At 33.4% G+C, this 20,415-nt stretch carries 18 protein-coding genes; 9 read left to right on the top strand and 9 right to left on the bottom strand.

The genetic code is table 11. The features are described from left to right. Window positions 1-51: 51 nt before the first annotated feature. Entirely contained in the window at window positions 52-2,811 is a 2,760-nt protein-coding gene (locus P2W65_RS08120) for an AsmA-like C-terminal region-containing protein (protein WP_289664783.1), read from the top strand. A gap of 112 nt (window positions 2,812-2,923) precedes the next feature. On the opposite strand, the gene P2W65_RS08115 is transcribed toward P2W65_RS08120, so the two are convergent. From P2W65_RS08115 to rplU, 3 genes are all read right to left on the bottom strand, one after another. Beyond that, complete coding sequence (locus tag P2W65_RS08115) at window positions 2,924-4,219, bottom strand: hypothetical protein (protein ID WP_289664781.1); 1,296 nt, start codon at window positions 4,217-4,219, stop codon at window positions 2,924-2,926. A 120-nt stretch (window positions 4,220-4,339) separates the two neighbouring features. Continuing rightward, a complete protein-coding gene (gene rpmA / locus P2W65_RS08110; protein ID WP_012023622.1) occupies window positions 4,340-4,600 on the bottom strand; it encodes a 50S ribosomal protein L27 in 261 nt (86 codons plus the stop codon). A 24-nt stretch (window positions 4,601-4,624) separates the two neighbouring features. Next, window positions 4,625-5,062, bottom strand: coding sequence for a 50S ribosomal protein L21 (gene rplU / locus P2W65_RS08105; RefSeq protein ID WP_289664779.1), 438 nt, complete (start codon window positions 5,060-5,062; stop codon window positions 4,625-4,627). A 273-nt stretch (window positions 5,063-5,335) separates the two neighbouring features. Here rplU and P2W65_RS08100 point away from each other — a divergent pair, with 273 nt between their 5' ends. After that, on the top strand, window positions 5,336-6,658 hold the full coding sequence (locus P2W65_RS08100; protein WP_289664777.1) for a M16 family metallopeptidase: 1,323 nt from the start codon (window positions 5,336-5,338) through the stop codon (window positions 6,656-6,658). A 12-nt stretch (window positions 6,659-6,670) separates the two neighbouring features. Then, the gene (locus P2W65_RS08095; protein ID WP_289664776.1) at window positions 6,671-8,719 is read left to right on the top strand and encodes a M16 family metallopeptidase; all 2,049 of its coding nucleotides are present in this window, start codon (window positions 6,671-6,673) and stop codon (window positions 8,717-8,719) included. 245 nt (window positions 8,720-8,964) lie between these two features. On the opposite strand, the gene P2W65_RS08090 is transcribed toward P2W65_RS08095, so the two are convergent. Further along, on the bottom strand, window positions 8,965-9,831 hold the full coding sequence (locus P2W65_RS08090) for a DMT family transporter (RefSeq protein WP_289664775.1): 867 nt from the start codon (window positions 9,829-9,831) through the stop codon (window positions 8,965-8,967). 101 nt (window positions 9,832-9,932) lie between these two features. Between P2W65_RS08090 and P2W65_RS08085 the strand changes: the two genes are divergently transcribed. The 3 genes from P2W65_RS08085 (at window position 9,933) to P2W65_RS08075 (ending at window position 11,355) form a co-directional block, all read left to right on the top strand. Continuing rightward, a complete protein-coding gene (locus P2W65_RS08085) occupies window positions 9,933-10,310 on the top strand; it encodes a heavy-metal-associated domain-containing protein (protein WP_289664773.1) in 378 nt (125 codons plus the stop codon). Between the two features lie 66 nt (window positions 10,311-10,376). After that, complete coding sequence (locus tag P2W65_RS08080; RefSeq protein ID WP_289664772.1) at window positions 10,377-10,961, top strand: Crp/Fnr family transcriptional regulator; 585 nt, start codon at window positions 10,377-10,379, stop codon at window positions 10,959-10,961. Between the two features lie 76 nt (window positions 10,962-11,037). Continuing rightward, the gene (locus P2W65_RS08075) at window positions 11,038-11,355 is read left to right on the top strand and encodes a DMT family transporter (protein WP_289664771.1); all 318 of its coding nucleotides are present in this window, start codon (window positions 11,038-11,040) and stop codon (window positions 11,353-11,355) included. A 48-nt stretch (window positions 11,356-11,403) separates the two neighbouring features. On the opposite strand, the gene gldD is transcribed toward P2W65_RS08075, so the two are convergent. From gldD to mutY, 4 genes are read right to left on the bottom strand one after another with little or no spacing between them, the layout of a single operon-like run. After that, complete coding sequence (gene gldD / locus P2W65_RS08070; protein WP_289664770.1) at window positions 11,404-11,964, bottom strand: gliding motility lipoprotein GldD; 561 nt, start codon at window positions 11,962-11,964, stop codon at window positions 11,404-11,406. After that, window positions 11,957-13,261 (bottom strand): gliding motility-associated protein GldE, encoded by a 1,305-nt coding sequence (locus P2W65_RS08065; RefSeq protein ID WP_289664769.1) that lies wholly within the window; start codon window positions 13,259-13,261, stop codon window positions 11,957-11,959. The genes gldD and P2W65_RS08065 overlap by 8 nt, the downstream gene beginning before the upstream one ends. Before the next feature lie 26 nt (window positions 13,262-13,287). Continuing rightward, on the bottom strand, window positions 13,288-13,728 hold the full coding sequence (locus P2W65_RS08060) for a single-stranded DNA-binding protein (RefSeq protein ID WP_091493726.1): 441 nt from the start codon (window positions 13,726-13,728) through the stop codon (window positions 13,288-13,290). Window positions 13,729-13,764: 36 nt separating this feature from the next. Further along, entirely contained in the window at window positions 13,765-14,811 is a 1,047-nt protein-coding gene (gene mutY, locus P2W65_RS08055) for an A/G-specific adenine glycosylase (protein WP_289664768.1), read from the bottom strand. A gap of 140 nt (window positions 14,812-14,951) precedes the next feature. On the opposite strand from mutY, the gene P2W65_RS08050 reads away from it, so the two are divergent. The 3 genes from P2W65_RS08050 (at window position 14,952) to P2W65_RS08040 (ending at window position 18,032) form a co-directional block, all read left to right on the top strand. Continuing rightward, window positions 14,952-15,242, top strand: coding sequence for an HU family DNA-binding protein (locus P2W65_RS08050; RefSeq protein ID WP_007805026.1), 291 nt, complete (start codon window positions 14,952-14,954; stop codon window positions 15,240-15,242). A gap of 383 nt (window positions 15,243-15,625) precedes the next feature. Further along, the gene (locus P2W65_RS08045; protein WP_035645529.1) at window positions 15,626-17,170 is read left to right on the top strand and encodes an Rne/Rng family ribonuclease; all 1,545 of its coding nucleotides are present in this window, start codon (window positions 15,626-15,628) and stop codon (window positions 17,168-17,170) included. 355 nt (window positions 17,171-17,525) lie between these two features. After that, a complete protein-coding gene (locus tag P2W65_RS08040; RefSeq protein ID WP_289664761.1) occupies window positions 17,526-18,032 on the top strand; it encodes a hypothetical protein in 507 nt (168 codons plus the stop codon). Between the two features lie 2 nt (window positions 18,033-18,034). On the opposite strand, the gene pbpC is transcribed toward P2W65_RS08040, so the two are convergent. Further along, window positions 18,035-20,410: a penicillin-binding protein 1C gene (gene pbpC, locus P2W65_RS08035; RefSeq protein WP_289664759.1), complete on the bottom strand. Its 2,376-nt coding sequence runs from the start codon at window positions 20,408-20,410 to the stop codon at window positions 18,035-18,037. Window positions 20,411-20,415 lie beyond the last annotated feature (5 nt).

Below are 20,415 nucleotides of genomic sequence, written 5' to 3'. Positions count from 1 at the left end.
ATTATACTCGTTTTTTGACGTCATTTTACACTTTAACTCCCACAATTCGTTATGCAAAAAAGTAAATCCAGATCAATCGTATTTAAAATTGCGAAGTATTTCGGAATCGCTTTCGCTGTTCTTTTAGGATTACTATTTTTAACGCCTATCGTTTTTGAAGATCAGATTAAGGAACAAATTAAGAAAACAGCTAACGAAAGATTAAGCGCAGAGCTTAATTATTCTGATGTTTCAGTTTCTTTTTTCCGTCATTTCCCTTCGTTGACACTTACATTAGAGGATTTAAGTCTTAATGGTTCGGCTCCCTATAAAAACGAAAAATTTATTACAGCAAAAGAGGTTTCTTTTGGGATTAACGTTGCTAGTTTGATTTTCAGCAAATCGGTAAAAATTGATCAGATTTATTTGTCCGATTCTTTTATTAATGTAAAAGTAAATCCAAACGGAGAAGCCAATTACAATATTTACAAATCGCAGGAACAGGCTTCAAAATCGAAAGACAGCAGTGATACTGCATTAAAACTAGAGCGAATTGAAATCTTAAACAGTAAAATTGTTTACGATGATAAATCGACAAAAGTACATTTTGATGCTTTTGGATTTAATTATTTAGGAAAAGGAGATTTAAACAAAGCCGTTTTTGATTTGTATTCAAAAGCTAAAATCGAAAAATTAAATATCATTTATGAAGATGAGCCGTATTTAATGAACAAAAAGATTGATGCCGATTTGATTACAAAAGTAAACATCAACTCGCTTTCGTTCTTTTTCCAGCAGAACAACTTAAAAATCAATCAGCTTTTGGTCGATTTTAAGGGGAAATTTGATATCCTGAAAGATGGTTATAATATGGATTTTGTGATTAAATCGGACAACAGCAAGTTGTACGACGTTTTTACCGCTTTCCCTCCAAAATATATTACTTGGCTTGCTCAAACTGAATTAAAAGGAAATACAAACCTTCTTTTTACTTTAAAAGGAAAATATATTACATCGCAAAATATCGCTCCAGATCTTAATTTAGACGTTAAAATAAACGATGGATTTGTGAATTATAACAAAAGTGCCTTTCCGGTTTCTAATTTAAATTTAGACATCAAAACCAAAGTTCCGTCTCTAAATCCGGACTTAGTAATTGTTGATGCTCAAAATTTATCTTTAAATATCAATCAGGATTATTTAAAATCGAAGTTTATTGTTAAAGGTGTAAATACACCGGATATTAACGGTGATTTTAAAGCTAAAATTGATCTTGAAAAACTAGTTAACGCACTTGGAATTCCTGATATAAAACTAAAAGGATCTTTAGTAAGCGACATCAAAACAAACGGAGTATTTGACCAGAAAAACAAACGTTTTCCAGTAACGAATGGTACAATCAATCTGGAAAATGGTTATTTAAAAACACCTTATTATCCAAATCCGATTACGAATATTACCATCAAATCTAAAATTGAGAATCAAAAAGGAACTTTTCAGGATTTGAAAGTAAACCTAAAACCAACTCAATTTACTTTTGAAGGAAAACCTGTTTTTGTTGAAGCCGATCTAAGCAATTTTGATGATTTGACTTATGATGTAAAAGCAAAAGGCGAATTGGATGTTAACCGAATCTATAAAGTTTTCTCACAGAAAGGACTTGATTTAGATGGTTTTATAAAAGCCGATTTGGTTTTGAAAGGAAAACAAAGCGATGCTGAAAAAGGGAACTACAGCAAATTATACAATAAGGGAACTCTTGAATTGAGAAATATCGGAATTGCCTCAGAATTTCTTCCAAAGAAATTTGTTATCAAAGAAGGGATTTTCAAAATCAATCAGGATAAAATGTCGTTCAATAATTTCTTAGCCGCTTACGGACAGTCTGATTTTAAAATGAACGGTTATTTGCAGAACGTTATTAATTATGTTACCACAAATACAGGCGTTTTAAGAGGTTCTTTTCAAGTGACTTCAAGATATATCAATATTGACGAATTCATGTCTAATGCACCAGAAAGCACATCTGTAACACAGAATGAAAAACCAGCTCCGAAAAAAGAAACAGAGACAAATGAAACTGGCGTTATTGTTATTCCAACCAACTTAGATTTACAATTATTGGCAAATGCCCAAAAAGTAAATTTTGACAAACTGACCTTAAACAAAGCCGTTGGAAATCTGAAAATGAACAAAGGAAAACTGACCATGCAGAACACAGGCTTTGATTTAATTGGATGCAAAGTCGATATGACTGCCAATTACCAAGCTGTAACAACTAAAAAAGCCAATTTTGACTACGCTATAAAGGCTAATGATTTTGACATTAAAAGAGCTTACAATGAAATTGAAGTTTTTAGAAAAATGGCTAGCGCAGCAGAAAAAGCACAAGGAATTGTTTCCTTAGATTACAAATTGAAAGGACGTTTAAATTCAAAAATGGAACCGGTTTATCCTTCGCTTGTTGGAGGCGGAACGCTTTCTGTAAAAGATGTAAAAGTCCGTGGACTGAAAATGTTTAATGCAGTCAGCAAACAAACCAGTTCTGAAAAAATGAAAAATCCAGATCTTTCAAAAGTAGATATCAAAACTACAGTTAAGAATAATATTATAACCGTTGATCGTTTTAAATTTAAATTTGCTGGCTTTAGACCAAGAATCGAAGGAACAACAAGTCTGGACGGAAAACTGAATTTAAAAATGCGTTTAGGACTTCCTCCATTAGGTATTTTTGGAATTCCGTTAACCGTTACTGGAACCCAGGACAATCCTAAAGTAAAAGTGGGACGTAAAACTGAGGATTTGGAAGAAACTAAAGATACAGAGGAATAAAATTTGAAAATTCCAAATTCCAAATTCCAAATTCCAAATCATACGAAATAATAATTACTGACCTTTGTCAAAGTTTAAAACTTTGATAAAGGTTTTTTCTTTTTACAAATAATTAAATTGCAAATAATAGTTTAGAAAAATATAAAATCCCCTGCCCTAAAAACCATAATAAAGCAGCAAGTCCTAATAATTTCCAAGCCCAAGAATTCCCCCTTTTCCAGCTTGAAAAGAAAGAGAAAATCTCCAGATATTTTAGAATTACAAAAAAACAGCTTCCAATTAACGAAAACCAGATTATTTCGTTTGAATGTATCTGATAACTATATAAAAAAGCCAATACAAAAAAAAGAACGGTAACAAACTGCAAGTAATAATAGTTCCCTAAATTATACTTATGATTCTCTTTTGAGGATAAAATCAGAAATGAAAAAATCTCCAAACTTATGAATGCTACAATAACATTGTAAAAAATAGCATTCCATTGCAATACAAGAACAATAGTTAAAATAACCGCTATAACAGTACAGGCACCAAGCGAATTGATGCTTCTTGCTCTATAACCTTCATTTTTAAAAGGGAATAAAATTGGATAAATATATTTTTCTAAAGTACGCCAAAAAGGCAATGCATAAATAGAAGCAATTCCCGAAACTACAATTTCATAATTATAAAAAACATCGACAGGAACTTTATACAAAACATAAGAAAGAGCCAATGTCACCAAAACAGCTGGCAGACATATTGTTTTTATGGTTTCCCACGGATCTTTTCCCCAGAAATTATTTTCTATTTCTAAAACATATTTTTTTACCCAATATTCTTTGGTAAACAAAGCTGTAGACTGACTCCATAACAGGAATAATCCCAAATGAATAATCACAGTTCGCACTACAAAATCTTCAATAGAAACCGCATAAAATACACAAGCGATTCCAACTGTCAACAATTCACAAGTCAATAATAAAGGAGAAAAAAAATACATTAAAACAGGCTCTAAACGCTTAAGAAGAAATCCAATTAATAAACTCCAATACTTTTTAAAAAGCGCAATAACAGCACAAATAGCTATAAAAGCCGACAAATAAAACATCCAGTTGCTCAGCAATTGCGTCTGCATCCAAATTTGAACTGTGGAATTTTTTTGAGGCTTATAAACAATAGTGGAATTTTCAAAAATCTGATTTGCTAATTCATCCCTAGTTTTAACATCAAGGCTCGGGAATTGATTTTTGTTTTCCTGCCAAAACTGATCTGTTTTGCAGCCGTTCCTTTTTAAAACTTCAAATTCATACAAAGTATTTTTCTGTTTTTCATTTAATGAACTTAAATGACTTACGATATTTTCTGAAGGAGTATTTGCATAAGCGCCAAGACAGCACAACAAAAACAATAATAGAATCTTTTTCAAACTTTTTTATTTAAAGAGGCAAAACAAATGTAAGTTTTAAAGTCTTATCAAAATCATTAAAAACAAAAAACCCGATCATTTCTGAACGGGTTTTTTATAAAAAGTAAATCTTTGTGATTATTATGCCTCGAATGGGATAATAGAAACATAAGATTTGTTATCTCTTTTCTTTTGGAACTTAACAACTCCAGCTACTCTTGCGTGAAGAGTGTGATCTTTACTGATGTAAACGTTTTCACCTGGATTGTGTTTTGAACCTCTTTGTCTAACGATGATGTTCCCAGCAATAGCAGCTTGTCCACCATAAATCTTAACGCCTAGACGTTTTGATTCTGATTCTCTACCATTCTTCGAACTACCGACACCTTTCTTGTGAGCCATGACGTATGAGTTTAAATATTGTTATTATTCTTTAGTAGCTTCTTTTTTTGCTTTTGGAGCTGCTTTTTTTGCTTTTGGAGCTTCTACTTCTTCAGTAGCTACTTCTTCTGCTACAACTGCTTTTTTAGCTGCTGCTTTTTTAGTTCCTCCTGCTGCAGAAATACCTTCAATTACAATTTGTGTAAGATATTGTCTGTGACCATTTCTTTTTTTGTATCCTTTTCTTCTTTTCTTTTTGAAAACGATAACTTTATCACCTTTTAAGTGTTGTAACACTTTAGCTTCTACTGAAGCACCTTCTATAGCTGGGGCGCCTAAAGTTACATTTCCATTATCATCTAATAAAAGAACTTTGTCAAAAGTAACTTTTGAACCTTCTTCATTAGCTAAACGGTGAACATAAACCTTTAAGTCTTTGCTTACTTTAAATTGTTGCCCTGCTATCTCTACGATTGCATACATATCAAATTGATTTATTGAATTTTAAGGTTGCAAATATACAACTAATAATTTACTATGCAACCCGTAGAAGCAAAAATATTTCATTCTCAAAAAACACTGTATATCAAGCACTTTTACGACATAAACTCAACTTATTTAAAGTAAAATACTGTTAAAATAGCATCTAATTATAAAGAAAAATGCAATTGATAATTAAAAAAAACTATTTTTGATGTAACTAAAATCAACTCTAGTCAACCTACTCTTGTTTGATATTTAAAATTATTAATCTTTATGAAAAAATCAATAATGATGTTAAGTGCTGCATTAATGCTTGGCGGAGTAGCTCATGCTCAAAAAGTAGCTTTTGAAGAATACAATCTAGACAACGGTCTGCATGTTATTTTACACAACGATCCTTCTGCTCCTGTCGTCATTACATCAGTAATGTATCATGTGGGTTCAAAAGACGAACGTCCTGATAGAACTGGATTTGCACACTTCTTTGAACACTTATTATTTGAAGGAACACAAAACATTAAACGTGGCGAATGGATGAAAATCGTTACTGCAAACGGAGGTGTTAATAACGCGAACACATCTGATGACAGAACGTACTACTATGAAGTTTTTCCTTCCAACAGTTTAGAATTGGGTTTATGGATGGAATCTGAAAGATTAATGCATCCTATTATTAATAAGGTCGGGGTTGACACTCAAAACGAAGTGGTAAAAGAAGAAAAAAGAATGCGTTATGACAACCAGCCGTACGGAAATATCCTGGCAGAGGTTAAGAAAAACATGTTCAAAAATCATCCTTACAGATGGACGACTATTGGATCTATGAAAGATCTGGATGCAGCAACTCTGGAAGAATTCCAAGCTTTTAATAAAAAATTCTATACTCCTAATAATGCCGTTTTAGTGGTTGCTGGAGATTTCGAAAAAGCAAAAACAAAAGAATGGATCCAGAAATACTTCGGGCCAATTCCGAGAGGCGAAGAAGTTAAAAAACAAGCTTTTACTGAAGAACCAATCACACAAACTATTAAAGCTACTTACGAAGACCCTAACATTCAAATACCAATGATTGTGGCTTCATACAGAACGCCTTCAATGAAAACAAGAGATGCTAGAGTTTTAGACTTAATATCTTCTTATTTAAGCGATGGAAAAAGCTCTAAACTTTACAAAAAGATAGTTGATGATAAAAAAATGGCATTACAAATTGGCGCTGTAGGTTTCAGCCAGGAAGATTACGGAACATACATTTTATATGGCCTCCCAATGGCTCCAAATACAACTGCTGATATCTTAAAAGAAATAGACGAAGAAATAGTAAAAATTCAGACTGATCTTATTTCTGAAAAAGATTACGAAAAACTACAAAACAAATTCGATAACAATTATGTAAATGCTAATGCAAGTGTTGAAGGAATTGCCGAAAATCTAGCTTCTTACTACCTGCTTTATGGCGATGTAAATTTAATTAATACAGAAATTGACATTTACCATTCTATAACCAGAGAAGAAATTAGAGAAGTTGCTAAAAAATATTTGAATCCAAATCAGCGCTTAATTTTAGATTATATTCCGACGCCTAAATCTCAAAACTAAGAATATCGAATCATGAAAAAAATATATACTTTTTTAATCCTTTTATTCCTAACTGGAATTATGCAAGCACAAGATCGTCCACAACCCAAACCAGGAAACGCCCCAGTAGTCAACATCAAAAAACCGCAGACTTTTGTTTTGGCAAACGGCATGAAAGTTTTGATTGTTGAAAATCATAAATTACCAAGAGTAAGTTTTACGCTTACTTTAGATAATGCACCATTTACCGAAGGCAACAAAAAAGGTGTTGACGAATTAACCAGCAGTTTAATTGGAAACGGAACTAAAAAAACAACCAAAGAAGCTTTCAATGAAGAAATTGACTTTTATGGAGCCAATATAAATTTCACTTCACAAGGTGCATACGCTAGTTCATTATCCAAATATTCTGGACGCGTTTTAGAGCTTTTGGCCGAAGGTTCTTTACAGCCCAATTTTACTCAAACTGAATTTGACAAAGAAAAAGCGAAATTACTTGAAGGATTAAAAGCTGACGAAAAAAGTGTTCCTGCAATTTCAAATAGAGTTGTTGATGTATTAGCGTTTGGAAAAAATCATCCAAACGGAGAATATCTTTCTGAAGAAACTGTGAAAAATGTGACATTAGAAGATGTTCAAAACAACTATAATATTCATTTTGTTCCAGAAAATGCTTATTTAGTAATTATTGGAGACATTAAATTTAAAGAAACAAAGGCTTCAGTTGAAAAATTATTCAGCAAATGGAAAAAACAAAGCGCCCCAAAAAACACTTATCCTGATCCAGTTAACCCTTCGAAATTACAAATTGATTTTGTAGATGTTCCAAACGCAGTTCAATCTGAAATTTCATTGGTAAATACCGTCAATTTAAAAATGAGCGATCCAGATTTTTTTCCTGCTGTAATTGCAAACCAAATTTTGGGAGGTGATTTCAACAGTTATCTAAACATGAATTTACGCGAACAACACGCTTGGACTTATGGTGCAAGCTCAAACATTGGAAGCGGAAAATATGTGACTAAATTCAAAGCTAATTCGGCTGTTAGAAACACAGTTACAGACAGCGCGGTTGTTCAGTTTATTAAAGAAATTAAAAGAATTCGCACTGAAAGAGTAGATCCAGAAGTTTTAAGAAATGTAAAAGCAGGTTATATTGGAAGATTTGTAATGCAGGTTGAAAAACCACAGGCTGTTGCTCGTTATGCACTAAACATCGAAACAGAGAAACTTCCAGCAGATTTCTACGAAAAATACATTCAGACGATCAATAATGTCACAGCTGACGATATTTACCGTGTTGCCAACAAATATTTTCTATTGGACAATATGCGAGTTGTAATTGTTGGAAAAGGCTCCGATGTTCTGTCCGGCTTAGAAAAACTTCAAATTCCAATTTCCTATTTCGACAAATACGGAAATCCAGCTGAAAAACCTTCAACTAAAAAAGAAGCTCCAAAAGATTTAACAGCTAAGACGGTTTTTGAAAATTACATCAAAGCAATTGGAGGAGAAAAAGCAGTTTCTGCTGTTAAAACGCTTTACATGAACGGCTCAACCACTATTCCGCAAGCTCCTACTCCATTGACTTTTACATCAAAATTAGATTCAAAAGGGAAAATGATGGTTTCGCTTTCTATGGGAACCATGAATCTAATGAAACAGGTTGTAAACGAAAAAGGCGCTTATATCGAACAGCAAGGCCAGAGAAAAGACCTTCAAGGAGAAGATTTAGCTGAAATGAAAGCAAACGCTGCTCCTTTTGAAGAGTTACAGCTTGTAAAAAGAACCGATCTTAAAGTAGAAGGAATCGAACCAATCAACGGAAGCGATGCTTATGTTATTAAAGACGGCAAAACAACTTATTACTACGATGTTAAATCAGGCCTAAAAACAGCTGAATCTAAACTTCGCGAACAAGGTGGAAAATCAGCGACACAAATCACAAACTTCAATGATTATAAAGAAGTAAAAGGCGTAAAAGTTCCTTTTAATTTAATTCAAAATGTTGGTTTCGAATTAGACATCAAAATGTCTGATATTAAAATCAACGAAGGGGTTTCTGAGAAAGATTTTTTATAAGATGCTATCCCGATAACTATCGGGACTGAGACACTAAGACTCTAAGATTTTTGAAGGTTTTGTCAAAGTTTAAAACTTTGACAAAGCTTTTTTATTAAACTATTCCACAAAGTTTGTCATTTCGACCGAAGGGAGAAATCACAATAGAAACTCCACATTACATGTAGCCAATCTTTGTCGAATTGCTCGTGTGATTTCTCCCTTCGGTCGAAATGACAAACTTTATCTATAACTATAGAAAAATCTTATTTCTTAGCTGACAAATAAACCCCAATCAAAATAACAAAAGCACCAACCGACTGAATCGGCGTCAGCATTTCATTGTCTAATAATCCCCAGAAAAAAGCAACAATCGGAATCAAATAAGTTACAGAAGTCGCGAATACAGGCGATGACATCTGAATTAATTTAAAGAAAAGAATATTAGCGATTCCTGTTCCTAAAACACCTAAAATCATGACAAAAAATATCGAATGCTGGGTTTCTACAAAATGTATTTTCTGACTGATATCAGTCGTACTTAAAATGATTAATGCAGGCAGAAAAAGCACTGCAAAATTTCCCGTTGTAATACTTATCGAATTTAAATCGTGAAGGTATTTTTTAATCAAATTCACATTAATGGCATAACTAAGCGTTGCAATTACAACCAATAATACATACAGATAGTTTTGAGTTCCTCCCGAAGAATCTCCGCTTAAAACCAGCAACAGACAACCTACAAGACCAACAAACACTCCTAAAACCTGTCTTTTCTGAAACTGAATTCCAAAAGCTAATATCCCTAAAACTAATGTATTTAAAGGTGTCAGCGAATTTAAAATAGCTACAATCGAACTATTCACTTGCGTTTCTGCAATCGCAAAAAGATAAGCAGGCATAAAAGTTCCGAAGAAAGAAGTTATGGCAACATATTTCCATTGGCGGCGGGAAATTTTTCTTAAACTATTAAAACCGATAATCAATAAAAATAAAGCTGCAAAAATGATTCGGAATGAACCAACTTGGATCGCAGTCAATCCGATTAATCCCTTTTTTATCAAAATAAAAGAACTTCCCCAGATAAGAGAGAGAATCGCTAAATACAGCCATTTTAACTGTTTTGTTTCCATAGATCAAGTTTTACTGCAAATTTGTAATTATTTTACGAACTGACGGCTCACTTTTTAGTAATTTTGCAGGCAACTAATTAGCAATTTAAAATTTATATATAATGAAAATTTCAAAAATCTTAATCGCCGCAACAATCGCTGGTTTAGTATTGGTTGGCTGTAAAAAAGAAGAAGATAAAAGTCTTCAGGTTGTAAATGCAGAAAAAAGCGCTCCAAAAGAACGCAAACCAATTGCTGCTGAAAACCTTCAAACAGCAAGTTTTACAATCGACGGAATGACTTGTGCTGTTGGATGTGCGAAAACAATCGAAGAAGAGTTAGCCAATCTTGACGGTGTAGACAAAGCAACTGTAGATTTTGATAAAAAAACAGCAACCGTAAGTTTTGACAAAACAGTTCAAAATCCAGAATCTTTAACAAAAGTGGTTCAAGAAACTGGAGACGGAAAAACATATAAAGTTTCGAATTTTAAATCTTAAATGATTTTAATTATACTAAAGGCGTTCAAATGAACGCCTTTCTTTGTTTAAATACCACAATAAAAAATGAAATCAGAACAAGCTCATATTACCAATCCGCTTATTGAGCAATTCAGAAAATATGGACATCTTAGTGATGAAGCCATAAAAGAGATTAATCTGAGGACAAAATATTTTCTTAAAAAGAAAAATGAACATTTTTTAAAGGAAGGTCAAAATATATCCAGTTATTTTGTGATTTCAAAAGGATTAATACGCGTCTATTTTCACAGAAATGAAAAAGAAGTGAATGCCTGGTTTGGAGAAGAAAATCAGATTTTTGGTTCCATATTACCTATTTATGCTAACAAGCCTTCATTTGAAAATATTCAGTTTCTTGAAGATTCAGAAATATATGCGATCTCTGTAAATGACTTAAATGAATTATATCGAATCTACCCTGAATTAAATTTAATTGGCAGGAAAATAGCCGAAGAAGTTTGTATCATTCTTGAAGAAAGAACGATGTCATTACATACAGAATCAGCTGCAGAACGTTATGAGACATTAATAAGGCTGCAACCCAACCTCCTTAATCGCTTTAATCTCGGACATATTGCATCCTATTTAGGAATTACTCAAGAAACTTTAAGCAGAATCCGAAAACCATAATCGATTTTGATCTACATCAAAAAATCGCTTTTTTATATTCTATTCCTTTGCAATTCAATATTAAATTAAAAAAAAGATGAATTGGATTGCTTTAATTATCGCTGGAATATTTGAAATTGGCTGGCCTTTAGGAATGAAAATGGCTCAACAGCCAGAGAACAATAAATTTGTCTGGATATTTACTGCTGTTTTATCAATGGTTATTAGTGGGAGCTTATTGTTTTACTCACAAAAAACAATTCCAATAGGCACCGCTTATGCCGTTTGGACAGGCATTGGAGCAGTTGGCACACTATTAGTTGGAATATTATTTTTTGGCGATTCATCCAACATTCTTAGACTTTTATCTGCTTCTTTAATTGTTGCAGGAATCATAGGCTTAAAAATATTTTAATGATTTAAAGAACACAAAAAAGGATCCAAATTGGATCCTTTCTTGTTATTATTTCCACTTCAATGTTTCCATCAAACGCTGCATATCGTTCTTAACATAACTCGCAGCTGGCATAATCGAGTCAAAGTTTGGTTTTGCGTAAAAATACATCGAACCAATTAAAAAGTGTTTGGTACTGTCGGTAACGTAAAACTGAGAATTTGTTGCTGCGTTTCCATCAACTTGGTAAAACATTCCATAAACCTTTTTCTGCGGATTTAAATAAGGCTGTTCTAAAATATCATCGGCTTTAATAACGTGTTCATACGTCAATTTTTGAGCATCTCTCAACAACTTATCTATATTGCCGTTTACAGGCTTATAAGTTAAATAAATCGTTGCTTTCATCTTTGGATAAGTAATCGCAAAACCACATTCTTTTTCTCCTTTAATAACTGCATCTTCATTCATTTCAAAAGCAAACGGACAGTTATTTTCAAAATTCATGTATTTTGCTTCCGGATAATCTAATCGCAGAAAACTTGCCGGCTTTGGCACAACATCATTTTTACAGCTTACAATCGTTAATGCAAGTAAAATTGCTGTTATGGAAAATATTTTATTAAGCATTTTTATTAATTGTTACTTTTATTTGTTTTACGCGCTTTTTATCTACTGTTTCTACTGTAAAAACACAGTTTTCAAAAGGCACTTTTTGGTCTTTTTTCGGAAAATTACCTAAAATCTCTAGAATAAATCCCGCAAGTGTTTCTGCTTCTCCTTTATGAGATTCAAAAACATCTTCGTCAACATCTACAATTCTATAGAAATCTTTCAGGTTTATCTTTCCTTCAAAAAGAAAATTATTATCATCAATCTGTGAAAAGTTTAGGTTTTCATCATCAAACTCATCACTAATATCACCTACAATTTCCTCAATTACATCTTCTAAAGAAACTAATCCTGATGTTCCGCCATATTCATCAACCACAATTGCCAAATGGCTTTTTAGGCTTTGAAAATCTTTCAATAGATTATCCAGTTTTTTATTCTCTGGGACAAAAAAAGCTTCTCTAATTAAAGACGCCCAGTCAAATTCTTCTTTATCAATATGAGGAAGCAAATCCTTCACAAAAAGCACTCCTTCGATCTGATCAATATTATCGCGATAAACTGGAATTCTTGAAAAACCTGTTTCTATTATTTTTGGATAAATTTCTGCGAATGTTTCCGATATTTCCAATGCAAAAATATCAATTCTTGGACTCATTACCTGCTTTGTATCCGTATTTCCGAAAGAAACAATCCCTTCCAAGATTTTCTGTTCTTCTGTTGAAGTTCCTTCAGAATCTGTAAGCTCCAAAGCCTGAGAAAGTTGATTAACAGAGAAATTACTTTTTTGCTTGCCTAATTTATGATGCAAATATAAAGTAACTGCTCGCATTGGCAAACTTATCGGAGAAAGCACTTTATCTAGAAAAGCTAAAGGATAGGCAACTCGTTTTGCGAAGTTCTTGCTATTTCTGCTTGCATAAACCTTTGGAAGCACCTCTCCAAATAATAAAATCAAGAAAGTCACCAGAATAACTTCCAGAGTAAATTTAAGCGCAACTGAACTAACATCCTCGAAAATATTCTGCCCGATGTAAGCAAACAGAATCACTACACCTATATTGAAAAAATTATTTGCTACAAGTAGTGTTGCCAGCAGTTTTTTAGGTTTATCTAATAGATTGGATATAATTTTACCTTTTGCCTGATTATCACTTAGAGTATCATCAATATCTTGCTGTGACAAAGAAAAAAGAGCAACTTCGGCTCCTGAAACTATGGCTGAGAGAAATAATAAAATAAATATTCCGACAAAGCCAATAATTAAATTAGTGTCTAAATTTGTAGTAAATAATAAACTGGGCTCCGGGTCCAAATTGCATAAAATTAGTTAAACATCTTTTAGAAAGGCAGGTCATTAATTGGAAGCCCTTCATTTGCAGCATCAAAGTTAGTATTTTTTGTTGATTCTGCCTCTTGATTTTGTCTGGTATGTGCAGTTTCTTTTTTGGTAGTCAGAAAAGTAAACTCGGTAACTTGAATTTCTGTCGTATATTTGGTAGTCCCATCTTCCGCCTGCCATTGGCGAGATTTAATTCTACCTTCGACATAGATCTTATCTCCTTTTGAGAGATATTTTTCGCAGATTTCCGCTGCTTTGTTTCGAACAACCAAATTATGCCATTCTGTAGAAGTTATTTTTTCATTGGTCGTTTTATTGATATACACCTCATTGGTTGCCAGCTGAAAACGTCCGATGCAGTTCCCTCCATCAAAATAATGCATCTTCACATCATCGCCCAAATGGCCAATAAGCATCACTTTATTTAATGTTCCGTTCATAGTTTTTGGTAGTATTTCTCCCAAAGATACATTTTTTTAGCAATTTATTTCCTGCTTTTCTATAAAATTATAAATCACAATAGGAAAAGGAAATGTTTTCAATTTTTCTGTATCAATTCCGTTTTCAATTTTTTCTTTCACTTTAATTTTCCAAAATTGTATGTGAAGATGTTGATGTGAAAGCTTGTGCACAATGGTAGACTCACTATAATCCTCTATACCTATAATTGTATATGCTGAAAAAATATCTTCTTTTGCCGTTTTTGAAATGATATCGAAATCAACAATAGATTCTGTTTCCAAAAGTGGAAACTCATATAAATTATGCCAGATTCCTTTTTCAGTCCTCTTTCGAATTAAAGTATTACCACAAATATCTTCCAAAATCAAATAGTTAAAATAGCGATTAGTCACTTTTATTTTTTTAGATTTCACAGGAAGTATATTTACTTTTCCTTTTTGTAATGCAGCACAGCTGTCATTAAAATCACATTTTGTACAATCTGGGCTCTTTGGCACACATTGCAACGCACCAAATTCCATTATTGCCTGATTAAAAATCGCAGGATTATCTTTTGGCATTACTTCATGAGCTAAAGCAGCAAATTCTTTTTTAGCAGCAGGAAGAGCAATATCGGTTTCTACATCAAAATAACGGGATAGGACTCGAAACACATTTCCATCAACCACAGGAACCGATTCATTATAAGAGAAAGAAGCGATGGCCGCTGCTGTATATTCTCCGACACCTTTAAGCTTTAAAAGTTCTTTATAAGAATCCGGAAAAGTTCCATCTAGGTCATAAGCAATATATTGAGCCGTTTTATGAAGATTTCTAGCTCTGGAATAATACCCCAAACCCTGCCAGAGTTTCAAAACTTTCTCTTCTGAGGAATCAGCCAAATCTTTTACAGTAGGAAATTCCTTAGTAAATGCAAAAAAATAAGGCATTCCTTGAGCAACTCTTGTCTGTTGCAGCATAATTTCTGAGAGCCAAATCTGGTAAGGATCGACCGTTTTTCGCCACGGCAAATCACGCTTGTTTTGTAAATACCATTTTATCAATATGTTAGAAAAATCCATTTGAAAATACTTAGAATACAAAAGTAAATGTTTATGTAATTAAAATTTAACGAATTAGCTTGATTAATTATTTTTTTAATTCCTATATTTGCAAACTCAAAAAAATAGTACACCATTTATAAAATAAAATAGGAAAGAAAATGACGAAAGCAGATATCGTAGCGAAGATTTCAGAGAAACTAGGTCTTGAAAAAGGAGACGTTCAAGCAACAGTAGAAACTTTTATGGAAGAAGTTAAGACTTCTTTAGAAACTGGAGACAATGTTTACCTAAGAGGCTTTGGTAGTTTTATCGTTAAAACTAGAGCTGAAAAAACTGGAAGAAACATTTCTAAAAACACGACAATTAAAATTCCAGCACACAACATTCCTGCGTTCAAACCTGCAAAAGTTTTTGTAGAAGGAGTAAAAACGAACAACGAAGCAAAATAATATTAATTAACATAAATCAGACACGATATGCCAAGTGGTAAAAAAAGAAAGAGACATAAGGTAGCTACTCACAAACGTAAGAAAAGAGCGAGAGCTAACCGCCACAAAAAGAAAAAGTAGTTTTAAACTACTTTTTTCTTTTTAAACGTTCATTGAAATTGAAAATTAGTATTCAGTCATCAGTTTTTAGTCTTCAGTCTGCTGATTACTTAGAACTGCAAACTGCCAGCTAGTTTTCCCCGGGTTCAATACCTGTTAAAATATTGTTTAATCCATCTGTAGATAAGATTTTAGATTTTAGACTTAGGATTTTAGATTTTTTCTGAATCTATACTCTTCTCTCTTTTCTCTATTTTCTGAAAAAACAGATAAAAATTTACAGTGTGAATAAAGAATTAATCATTAGATCTAGTTCTGAAGCAGTAGATTTTGCCTTATTAAAAGATGGAAAACTAATTGAATTACACAAAGAAGAAGAAAAAAGCAACTTTCAGGTTGGCGATATTTTTATTGCCAAAATCAGAAAACCAGTTGCTGGACTTAATGCTGCTTTTGTGAATGTAGGTTTCGAAAAAGATGCCTTTTTACATTATCACGATTTGGGTCCCAATCTAGCTTCTCAGCTGAAATTCATAAAACTTGTAAGCGCAGGTAAAATAAAAGATTTCTCCCTAAAAACCTTTCAGTTTGAAAAAGAGATTGACAAAGATGGCATCATTACTGATATTTTAAGTGCCAATCAATCTGTCTTAGTTCAAGTAGTTAAAGAACCTATATCGACCAAAGGCCCAAGAATAAGTGCTGAGCTTTCTCTTGCCGGAAGATTTATCGTTCTAGTTCCTTTTTCTGATCGTGTTTCTATTTCTCAAAAAATAGAAGACAAAAAAGAAAAGGATCGTCTAAAAAAACTTGTTCTATCGATCAAACCTAAAGGATTTGGTGTTATTGTTCGTACAGTAGCCGAAGGCAAAAACGTAGCCGAATTAGAAAAAGATTTGCAGAACCTGCTTGGCAGATGGTCTGCAATGTGTAAAAAATTACCAACTGCTCATCATCCATCAAAAGTATTAGGAGAGCTTAACAGAGCTTCTTCAATATTAAGAGATGTATTCAATGATACCTTCAGCGGTATTCAAATAGATGATGAAGAGTTGTACCATCAAACGAAGGAGTATCTGCAAGAAATTGCACCTTCAAAACAATCGATTGTTAAGTTTTATCAATCAAATGACACTCCGATTTTCGAGAAATACAATATAGAGAGACAAATCAAAACTTCATTTGGCCGAACTGTTTCCATGAGTAAAGGTGCTTATCTTATCATAGAACACACTGAAGCGTTGCACGTTATTGACGTCAACAGCGGAAACCGTTCCAATAAGGCGACCAACCAAGAAGACACAGCCATGGAAGTTAATATGATTGCCGCTGCAGAAATCGCAAGACAATTACGTCTTCGAGATATGGGCGGAATCATAGTAGTTGATTTTATCGATATGTCTAATCCTGAAAACAGGAAAGTTTTGTTCGACTTCTTGCGAGAAGAAATGAGCGACGATAAAGCAAAGCATAAAATATTACCGCCAAGTAAATTTGGACTTGTCCAGATTACCAGACAGCGCGTAAGACCAGAAGTTAACATTAAAACTAGAGAAGAAGATCCAAATAAAGTCAATGGCGAAATTGAAGCGCCAATATTAATAATTGACAAGATCACCTCTGATTTAGAAAGACTTTTAAAAACCCACAATAAAGTTGTGCTTAACACACATCCGTTTGTGGCTGCATATCTCAGCAAAGGTTTTCCATCATTACGTTCAAAATGGTTTTTTGAACATAAGAAATGGGTGAAAATCATACCTCGTGACGCTTACACGTACTTAGAATACCATTTCTACGACAAAAAAGGAAATGTTATTTCAGAATAAAAAACAAAAACCGCCTTTCGTGAGATTGGCGGTTTTTTTGTGACTTTTTTTTTAAATAGCCACAAATTCACGAATTAATTTTTTTATAATAATTCATGAATTCGTGGCTAATTTTCAGAAGCAATTTCCAGCTATCCGCTTGTATCTTTTTCTGGTCTCGTTTTTAGGAACGAGACCAGAAAAAGGATACCGCTTCTATCTGGGCTAGGCACTCATTTTCATTAGCATATTTCTTTTTACTATTTCATAAAAAACTTCCTTTCTGTCATATAATAACATAAAAAAAACTTAATAGCGCTACTAAATCATTTATATTTAAATATGTTTATGAAAATTTCATTTTTAATACTCTATTATGCCTTTTAGAAATTTTTATAAATCATATTCAGGAAAATTAGGTATTTATTGCTTAGTGCTAGTCTTATTTTCTTTCAGTGTAAATGCTCAAAACACCAAATCTGATTTTACGTTTGAGCCTATTTTCTATATAAACTATTCAGTAGCAAACAAAAGTCTTCTCACTGGCGGACTAGAATTTTGTTTGGACTGCAAAAATGAAAACAAACTCTTTCTGGGCGCGGGATACGGAGTCACAAACAGTTACAACGGAAACTATTATGGACTTCCTGATATACATTTATCCTATAGCAAGGAATTCCTATTTATAAAAACAGGAAGCTCTCATAAAAACGCGTATGCAATAGGCGGATTTACTTTTTTAAATCGGTTCGATTTAGGTTTAGGATATTCCCTTCCCTATGATAATGAAAAAATACCTGCCTATAAAGGCTTTACTACTTCGCTCACTTTACGTCTAACAAAAAATGAAAAAGCATACCAAAAGTTTAATATGATACAATAAAATTATTCTCTCACAATTTCAATTTTTCGTCTAATTTCATTTCCTGAAGCATCTACAACTGTAACATAATGTATTCCTGCTGTCGGGGTAATAGGCAGCTCATGAAAGGTTTTGGTTGTAGCTTTATAAACATCATCTACATACCAAAACAATTCTTTATCTCTTTCAGAATAAGCCACTTTTAAAATAACAGGCTGAACGTTACTATTAAAATCTTTTGTCAGATAGATTTTACTGTTGGCTTTTGGATAAATAAAATCCATTGTGGTGGTTTGCGTTCCTTCACATCCTTCTTTAAACGGAGGCAATGGCAAATATTCTATATGCTGGCTTTTGTAATACCAAGCCATAACCGGAGGCAGTACAAACCAGTTTTTCGTTATAATGTTTTCGACATTTTCACAACTGCTGTTGACCTGAAACTGTTCTGTTTTGTCTAAATGAATCGTTCTGTGATACGGACAAACTTTAGTCGATTTTCCTTTTTTAGCAACCCATTGTTTGATTTTCGGACAATTATCCTTTGCGAGATAACCGCTTAAACGACAAACCTCAACTTCTGCTAAATCTTTATAAGGTGTATCAAACCATCTTTGCCTTGGCAGTACATTAAAAACGTCGAATAAAATAGGTGCTGCACTAGTAACTCCTGTCAAAGTCGGTCTTCCTTCTCCAGTTGCATTTCCGACCCAAACACCAACCACATATCTCGAATTGGTTCCGATGGCCCATGCATCTCTATTCCCGAAACTGGTTCCTGTTTTCCATGCAATTTTCAATGAACTGTCATAAAATTTCCACGCTTCATCTCCTTCTGGCCTGTTCACTTCTTCCATTGCGTTATAAGTTAGCCAAATTGATCCTGCACCTAGAATGTTCTTCTGAGTAGTTTCTGATCCAAAATCGGACTTAAAATCGTTTTTATAGTTTAACTCGGTAAACTCATTGGTTCTGTATTTCGCCTGATGTTTAGTAAAATAATTCAGTGTTGAAGATAAATTGGCGTATGTTCTGCATAAATCCCATAAATTGCTTTCGGCACCTCCTAAAATAAGTGACAAGCCATAATGATCTGGCGTTTTATTTATATTTTTCAATTTGAACTTTTGCAATTCCTCATAAAATTTATTGACAGTAAATTCCTGAAGCATTAAAACCGCCGGAATATTCAAAGAACGTGACAATGCCCGATGCGCAGGAACAGCTCCATCAAAAGTTAAATTGAAATTCTGAGGTGTATATCCTGAAATCTGTGTTGGAACGTCTGCCACTAAAGTATTAGGCAGTAATTCGCCGTCGTCCAGCATCGCGCCGTACAAAAGGGGTTTCAAGATACTTCCTGTGCTCCTTGGTGCATCGATAATATCGACATCTTTTTGATGATCACTGTCTGCTGGAGAATTTCCAACATAGCTCATTACATTTCTGCTTTGAACATCAATTACCAAAATAGCCAGATTATGAACTTCATTCTGCTTGTACTGATTGTAATAATATCTTGCAATTTGATTAACGCGATTTTGCAAAGCGTAATCAATCGTAGTTTTGACTCTTGTTCCTTCTTCACTTTTAGCCACTCTCTGCAATAAATGAGGTGCGATTTGAGGCAGATCATAAGGTTTTTGTGGTAATGGTTCTTCTATTGAAAGTTCGTATGTCTGCTTGTCAATTATGCCCTCCTGATGTAGTTTTAATAAGAGTCTGTTGCGTTTATTCAGTAATTTTATCTGATTTTTTCCAGGATAAATTAAACTTGGAGCATTTGGCAAAACGGCCAAAACTGCATTTTCTGCCCATGATAGTTGATTGGACTGCACACCAAAATAACGCCAAGAAGCCATTTCCAGTCCCACAACATTTCCCCCAAATGGTGCATGCGCCGCGTACATTTCGAGAATCTGATCTTTGGAATACCCTAATTCTAATCGAGTGGCAAGAATTATTTCGATGATTTTTTCAAAATAAGTTCTGTTTTTTCCTTTTCTTGATAATCGGATAACTTGTTGAGTTAACGTACTTCCTCCTCTGACTACTTTTCCAGCTTTTTTGTTTTGTTTAAAAGCATTTATCATCGCTCCGGGATTAAAACCGGGATGTTTATAGAAATATTCGTCTTCAAAATATACAATACACTTTTTGAATTTAGCAGGAACACTGTCCTGCGCAGGAAAACGCCATTGTCCGTCGCGGGCAATTTTAGCCCCAAGAAGTTCTCCTTCTTTACTTTCAATAACTGTTGAATAAGGTTCTTTGAACAAAGTTCGAGGTATCGAAAAATAGTAAATCAGCAAGAGCACAAAGGCAATTGCTGATTTTATTTTGTTTCTTTTTATCCAGTTTATGATGCGTTGGAAAAACGCTTTTAATTTATTTTTCAACGTAG

The organism is Flavobacterium panacagri, assembly GCF_030378165.1.
In the GTDB taxonomy this organism is placed as follows: domain Bacteria; phylum Bacteroidota; class Bacteroidia; order Flavobacteriales; family Flavobacteriaceae; genus Flavobacterium; species Flavobacterium panacagri.
The sequence above is the reverse complement of the archived record's forward strand: the minus strand, read 5'-3'. Positions and strand labels throughout refer to the sequence as shown.

What these genes read in the sequence shown, in the direction of transcription:
- mutY (WP_289664768.1), bottom strand. Translation starts at nt 14,811, where the DNA reads ATGGATTTTTCTAACATATTGATAAAATGGTATTTACAAAACAAGCGT.
- P2W65_RS08040 (WP_289664761.1), top strand. Translation starts at nt 17,526, where the DNA reads ATGCCTTTTAGAAATTTTTATAAATCATATTCAGGAAAATTAGGTATT.
- P2W65_RS08120 (WP_289664783.1), top strand. Translation starts at nt 52, where the DNA reads ATGCAAAAAAGTAAATCCAGATCAATCGTATTTAAAATTGCGAAGTAT.
- rplU (WP_289664779.1), bottom strand. Translation starts at nt 5,062, where the DNA reads ATGTATGCAATCGTAGAGATAGCAGGGCAACAATTTAAAGTAAGCAAA.
- P2W65_RS08060 (WP_091493726.1), bottom strand. Translation starts at nt 13,728, where the DNA reads ATGAACGGAACATTAAATAAAGTGATGCTTATTGGCCATTTGGGCGAT.
- gldD (WP_289664770.1), bottom strand. Translation starts at nt 11,964, where the DNA reads ATGCTTAATAAAATATTTTCCATAACAGCAATTTTACTTGCATTAACG.
- P2W65_RS08085 (WP_289664773.1), top strand. Translation starts at nt 9,933, where the DNA reads ATGAAAATTTCAAAAATCTTAATCGCCGCAACAATCGCTGGTTTAGTA.
- P2W65_RS08100 (WP_289664777.1), top strand. Translation starts at nt 5,336, where the DNA reads ATGAAAAAATCAATAATGATGTTAAGTGCTGCATTAATGCTTGGCGGA.
- rpmA (WP_012023622.1), bottom strand. Translation starts at nt 4,600, where the DNA reads ATGGCTCACAAGAAAGGTGTCGGTAGTTCGAAGAATGGTAGAGAATCA.
- P2W65_RS08095 (WP_289664776.1), top strand. Translation starts at nt 6,671, where the DNA reads ATGAAAAAAATATATACTTTTTTAATCCTTTTATTCCTAACTGGAATT.
- P2W65_RS08075 (WP_289664771.1), top strand. Translation starts at nt 11,038, where the DNA reads ATGAATTGGATTGCTTTAATTATCGCTGGAATATTTGAAATTGGCTGG.
- P2W65_RS08080 (WP_289664772.1), top strand. Translation starts at nt 10,377, where the DNA reads ATGAAATCAGAACAAGCTCATATTACCAATCCGCTTATTGAGCAATTC.
- P2W65_RS08090 (WP_289664775.1), bottom strand. Translation starts at nt 9,831, where the DNA reads ATGGAAACAAAACAGTTAAAATGGCTGTATTTAGCGATTCTCTCTCTT.
- P2W65_RS08050 (WP_007805026.1), top strand. Translation starts at nt 14,952, where the DNA reads ATGACGAAAGCAGATATCGTAGCGAAGATTTCAGAGAAACTAGGTCTT.